Below are 5,465 nucleotides of genomic sequence, written 5' to 3'. Positions count from 1 at the left end.
GCTTCTGCTGCTCTTGCTTCTGCTGCTCTTGCTTCTGCTGCTCTTGCTTCTGCTGCTCTTGCTGCTGTTGCTCTTTATTTTTCTTTAAAAGTGCTTCAACCAACTTTCGATTGTCAATTGCATCTTGATTCGCAGGATTAATTGTCAAGGCTTTATCATAAGATTTAATCGCTTCCTCATACTTTCCTAAATGAGCTAAGGCATTGCCTTCATTGTAATAGCCTTGCTCGTTTTTTTCATTTTGATACAAGTCTGCTGCTCTTTGATAATCGCCGTCACGGTAGGCGGCAGCTGCTGACCAATCATTCCGAGTAAAGGTTTCTTTCGCTTTTTTATATTGTTTCTTAGCCATTAATCTCTGACCTTGCTGATCAGAGGTTGACCATAGATCTTGCCATTGAAACGCTTGTGCTGAGAAAGAGGCTAGTGATGAGAATAAAACAACAAACCAATAATGCATCATACGGCAATCCTCTGTAACCAGTCCCGACGAAATGCGGGTAAGAGTAAAAGAAGGGCAGGTATTAAAAACCAACGGCCTTCATCACGCCATAAAGGAATGTTCTCGTCTTTAATTAACGCAAATTCTTTGTTGGCACTGGCGTTAATCCATTGCGCTAAATTGCTGGAGTCTGAAGTGTATTTTAATACCCAACCACTTCCTGCATCGGCAAAACGTTGGAAAAGTGGATTTAAATTTTTATCTATAGTCACAGGCATAATCGAGGAGGTAATACCTGTTGCTGCTAATTTTTTTGCCAATGCGATGGCATTAGCAGATGGTGAATCGGCAGTTAATACTAAAATTTGTCCTTGATTATAACCGGCTTGGTCAATGAGCTTACCTGCCTCTTCCAGTGCACTCGCTAGATTTTGTCCGCCAACTGGCATGATGTTTGCTGTTAAAGAAGGTAATAGTGCAGAGATGGTTTGTCCATCATCAGTCAAAGGAGAAACAATAAAAGGCTCTCCAGTATAAGCAATCAAACCAAATTGACCGATGTCCTTATGGGCAAATAAATCACTTAACTTAAATTTGGCACGTGCCAAGCGATTTGGGCTTAAATCAGACTCCATCATATTGTCAGACATATCTAATAATAAAACTCGTGGTTGCACAGGTTTATAAGTTGATACTGGCAGCTTATACCAAACAGGCCCAGCAATACTGAGAATCATAAAACAGATACTAAAGAGCAAACACATGACGGCCCCCATGCGTTGTCCTTGGCTTTTTTTCTGCAGTAAATGATCAAGAAGATAAGGATCGCAAATTTCCGACCAGGCATGTAGTTGCGGTTTTTGTCGCCACATAAAGATAGCCAATCCAAGCAGGGGCAATAATAGGAGTAACCACCAAGGTCTTAAAAAATGAAAATCAGCGATCATGATTTTAACACCTCCTGATTTCTTGACCATGAGTTTATGTGTACACGCAAATCTGCTTTATGAGCAAGCCAGAAAAAAGCGAATAATAAGGCAAGACTAACACACCAAGGATAATATTCTACCTGGGGGCGCACAGTTGTTTGTTCTTGATTTACTCGTTCTAACTGATTGATTGTGTTGTAGATTGAATGCAAGGTTTCTGTGTCAGTGGCGCGAAAATAACGACCGCCAGTGAGATTAGCGATTTGTTTTAAGGTGTCTTCATCTAAATCGGCCGCACCATTGGGTACTATAAACCCATTGACCATCGCGCTTGCTTCGGCATCTGCACCTAAACCAATAGTGTAGATTTTAATACCTTCCTCTTTGGCCAATTCCGTAGCTTTTATTGGTGTTAATACTCCTGAGTTATTGGCACCGTCAGTAAGTAAAATGAGGACACGGCCTTGTTTGGGGGTTGCATTTAAGCGTTTGACTGCCAAGCCAATTGCATCGCCAATGGATGTTGTTTGTCCTGCCAGTCTAACAGACGCATCTTCAAGGCGAGTGAGAATAGTTTGCTTGTCATAGGTTAATGGTGTTTGCAAATAGGCACGTGTACCAAAAAGAATTAAGCCTATTTTATCGCCAGTACGTTCTTTTACAAATTGCTCTGCAGCGGTTTTTACCACCGCTAACCGGCTGGTTGGGCGCCCATGCAGCAGCATATCCGGGATTTCCATACTGCCCGATAGATCCAGTGCCATCATGATGTTATAACCTTCGCGTTCAATGGGTTGAGGCTCACCTATCCAACGAGGCCCAGCTAAAGCCACGACTAATAATACCCAGATCAATGCAGGAGCCACTAATGAGGATTGCGAGGTTAATGAGTGTCGTTCTTGGTTAACAATACTTGCCATTGCTGTAAAAAATGGAATTTTTAAGGCCGTAGGTAATTGGGTATATGCTTTGGGCATCATCAACCAATAAATAATGGGAAGTGGTAATAATAATAAAAGCCAGGAATTTGCTAATTCGAACATGGGATGCTCCTTTGCTTAATCCAAAGCTTTGCTTGCTGAAAGAGCGGTTCAAGATTCATGGTTGGATCATTTTTAAAAGGTGCATCTAACAGCATTTCACGCACCGAATTAAAATCGCTACCTTTACCTGTTTGTTGTAAAAACTGCAACCAGGCTTCACCATGTAAGCTGGCGACTTGTTCTCTGGGAAAATACACTAAAGCTACGCGACGTAGCAATTCAGAGATATAAGCACTGGTTATTGCGACGTTATGCTCTTGCTCATAGCGTTGTTGATAAGTATCTAATAGAGCTAAAGCCTTCTTTTTTGCCAAGGCATGGCGATGACGTTGATGTACTTGGTACATTAAATAAAACAGCAGTAATAAAATCAAGGTCATTACCATATACCAGCCTGGTGCTAATGGCCAGAAGCTTACGGATTCTGGAAGATGAATGTCTTTTAGCTGTGCTAAAGGATCTGGCTTATCCATGAGACTTCCTCGGAAAGGTACGATGAACCAACCGCGTTAAATCAGTTTCTGAAGTTACTTGCATGTATTGAATTTGTAAGCGTTGAAATTGCTCCTCTAATTGCGCCATTCGTTGTTGACAGTAGTGCTCATAGGCAGTATTTACTGAACGTACTCGCGTATCCAAGAGGATTTCTTGCTGCCCATTAGTGATCGCATATTGTTGCGGCTTTGGTGGTGCCAGTTCGATGCGATCGCAAATATGATAAGCCAAAATATCATTATGATAACGTAAGCGGCTTAAGTGCTTTTCACATTCCGTATCCATAGAATAAAAATCACTAATTAACACTAAGATACTTCCTGGCTTAGCCACACGACGCAAACGAATTAAAGCATCGCTTAGAGCGCGTGGTACTGCTTCGCGCTGTGCTTCGCTTTGATGGGTGTAATTACTTAAAGCAGCAAGAAGAGGCAGCACCCCTAAGTCACGCCCACGCGGAGTAAATTCACTGTGTTCGGCTGCTGAAAATAACAAGCCACCCACTCTATCTCCTTGTTTGATTACGGTCCATGCTAAAATAGCTGCTAGGCGTGCAGCTACTACTGATTTGAATGCGACTCGTGTTCCAAAGATCATGGAAGGATTAAAGTCAACCAGTAAAACGACAGGGCGTTCTCGTTCTTCCTGATAAATTTTGACATGAGGCTTGCCTGTGCGTGCAGTAACTCGCCATTCCATATGGCGAATTTCATCTCCTGCCTGATAATTGCGTGCTTCTGAAAAATCCATACCGCGGCCACGTAATTTAGAGAGGTGATTTCCTGCTCGTAATACTTTGCCTTCGGGTTGATAATGAACTGAGTGTGCATGACGCCGTAAATCAATCAGTTCACTTAATTCTGCAACAACACCATCTGTCATAAAAACCTCTAAAAAGACTTATCGTTGCTAGGGAATCGCAACTAAGCGTAATAGGGAATCAATAAAATCATCACTGCTTATCCCTTCAGCTTCTGCCTCAAAGCTAAGAAGAATGCGATGCCGTAATACATCATGGGCGATGACATGAATGTCTTCAGGAGTTACATAATTACGACCCGCGAGCCAAGCATGGGCTTTGGCACAACGATCTAAGGCAATGGTTGCGCGAGGGCTTGCGCCAAAACGTACCCAGCGACCAAGTTCTTCACTAAACACTCCTGGATTTCTGGTGGCAACAACCAGTTGTACTAAATAATTTTCTAATGCGTCACTGGTATGCACATCAAGTACCTGTTTGCGTGCTTCAAATAATATTTTTTGTGATAATTTATTAATGGTTGTTTTAGGCACTGCCGCTGCCGCACCTAAAGCTTCTTTTTGCGATAGGGCAAGAATGTCGCGTTCCACTTTGGCATCAGGATAGCCAATTTTTACATACATCAAGAATCGATCTAATTGTGCCTCAGGTAATGGGTAAGTTCCTTCTTGCTCAATGGGATTTTGCGTGGCCATGACCAAGAATAATTCGGGTAAAGGATAGGTTTTTCCTCCAATCGTTACTTGGCGTTCAGCCATTGCTTCAAGCAAGGCTGATTGTACTTTGGCGGGGGCACGGTTAATTTCATCCGCAAGTAATAAATGATGAAATATGGGGCCTGGTTGAAATATAAAAGAACTCGTTTGAGGATGATAGACATCGGTACCCGTTAAGTCACCAGGCAATAAGTCTGGTGTGAATTGGATGCGGTGAAAATCACCTTCGACACTGCCAGAAAGCTCCTTGACTGCTCGCGTTTTAGCTAAGCCAGGCGCACCTTCTACGAGTAAATGACCATCGGCAAGCAAGGCAATTAATAAACGAGAAATTAAATCTTGTTGTCCCAAAATTTGTGAATTTAGATATTGACTTAATTGTAGTATCTGTTGTTGTACCGAGTTTATAGCTTTTTTGTCTTCAACTTGCTCCATAACACATTACCTACCACGGTTTAAAAAAACTTATCCTAGCGTGAAATTGTAGCAATGCCAAGAGGGTTCATAGACACAGTTATAAGTTAGGTGTCCCAACGAAGGTCTAAACGAAGTAGTTTTTCTTTAAGCTTAGTTTTTGCGAGATCATTACCCACTTTAATTTATTGATAAACTTAAGTTTGCAGGTCCGACATTGTAGCTTCCTCTTGAGCCTAATCTAGAATTAGAATTCCAGTATTCTACAATTGGCAAAAAATCTCTGTTGAATTTCGCATCACGTCTTGGTGCATGAAGCACGCCATATTTTGCAACAGAATAACTGCTTGTATTAACAATGTATACTTTTGCAGAATCAACATCAGATCGTGCAGCGTCTACTCGTCAAGGTAATGGGAGCACTCCAGTTCATCATGACCGTTATAAAAAAACACTGAGAATATTTTAGCTATGAAACCTCTTTACGAAGCACTGACTTATAAATGAAGAATACAGTATTTAATTTTGTCGTTTAAGCCACTGGTTTAATTCATTCATGGTGTGTTGATTAACGCAAAGAAGCTGTTGATAAAGAGGCTCCAGTAAGGAGTGATGGCCTGCTTTGAAATAGCGTTCGAGGTATTGGCAGGCATAGCGCATTTTTGC

6 protein-coding genes are annotated in these 5,465 nt (G+C 41.7%); all 6 read right to left on the bottom strand.

Annotated features, from left to right (window positions below; genetic code table 11):
• The coding region (locus QM652_RS13900; protein ID WP_415076805.1) for a tetratricopeptide repeat protein at positions 1–463 on the bottom strand (463 nt) is incomplete at its 3' end.
• On the bottom strand, positions 460–1,389 hold the full coding sequence (locus QM652_RS13895) for a vWA domain-containing protein (RefSeq protein ID WP_415076803.1): 930 nt from the start codon (positions 1,387–1,389) through the stop codon (positions 460–462). The genes QM652_RS13900 and QM652_RS13895, both read right to left, overlap by 4 nt.
• Positions 1,386–2,414 carry a vWA domain-containing protein gene (locus QM652_RS13890; protein WP_415076801.1) on the bottom strand — a complete coding sequence of 343 codons (1,029 nt, stop codon included), beginning with the start codon at positions 2,412–2,414 and terminating at the stop codon, positions 1,386–1,388. Before QM652_RS13890 ends, QM652_RS13895 begins: the two co-directional genes overlap by 4 nt.
• Positions 2,402–2,887 carry a DUF4381 domain-containing protein gene (locus tag QM652_RS13885; protein ID WP_415076799.1) on the bottom strand — a complete coding sequence of 162 codons (486 nt, stop codon included), beginning with the start codon at positions 2,885–2,887 and terminating at the stop codon, positions 2,402–2,404. Before QM652_RS13885 ends, QM652_RS13890 begins: the two co-directional genes overlap by 13 nt.
• Positions 2,880–3,791, bottom strand: a complete 912-nt coding sequence (locus QM652_RS13880; RefSeq protein ID WP_415076797.1) for a DUF58 domain-containing protein — start codon at positions 3,789–3,791, stop codon at positions 2,880–2,882. The genes QM652_RS13885 and QM652_RS13880 overlap by 8 nt, the downstream gene beginning before the upstream one ends.
• Positions 3,792–3,818: 27 nt before the next feature.
• Positions 3,819–4,820: an AAA family ATPase gene (locus tag QM652_RS13875; protein ID WP_415076795.1), complete on the bottom strand. Its 1,002-nt coding sequence runs from the start codon at positions 4,818–4,820 to the stop codon at positions 3,819–3,821.
• Positions 4,821–5,465: the final 645 nt, after the last annotated feature.

The organism is Legionella sp. (assembly GCF_047605385.1).
In the GTDB taxonomy this organism is placed as follows: domain Bacteria; phylum Pseudomonadota; class Gammaproteobacteria; order Legionellales; family Legionellaceae; genus Legionella.
This window is presented reverse-complemented; position numbering and strand designations above follow the sequence as displayed.

What these genes read in the sequence shown, in the direction of transcription:
- QM652_RS13875 (WP_415076795.1), bottom strand. Translation starts at nt 4,820, where the DNA reads ATGGAGCAAGTTGAAGACAAAAAAGCTATAAACTCGGTACAACAACAG.
- QM652_RS13895 (WP_415076803.1), bottom strand. Translation starts at nt 1,389, where the DNA reads ATGATCGCTGATTTTCATTTTTTAAGACCTTGGTGGTTACTCCTATTA.
- QM652_RS13890 (WP_415076801.1), bottom strand. Translation starts at nt 2,414, where the DNA reads ATGTTCGAATTAGCAAATTCCTGGCTTTTATTATTATTACCACTTCCC.
- QM652_RS13885 (WP_415076799.1), bottom strand. Translation starts at nt 2,887, where the DNA reads ATGGATAAGCCAGATCCTTTAGCACAGCTAAAAGACATTCATCTTCCA.
- QM652_RS13880 (WP_415076797.1), bottom strand. Translation starts at nt 3,791, where the DNA reads ATGACAGATGGTGTTGTTGCAGAATTAAGTGAACTGATTGATTTACGG.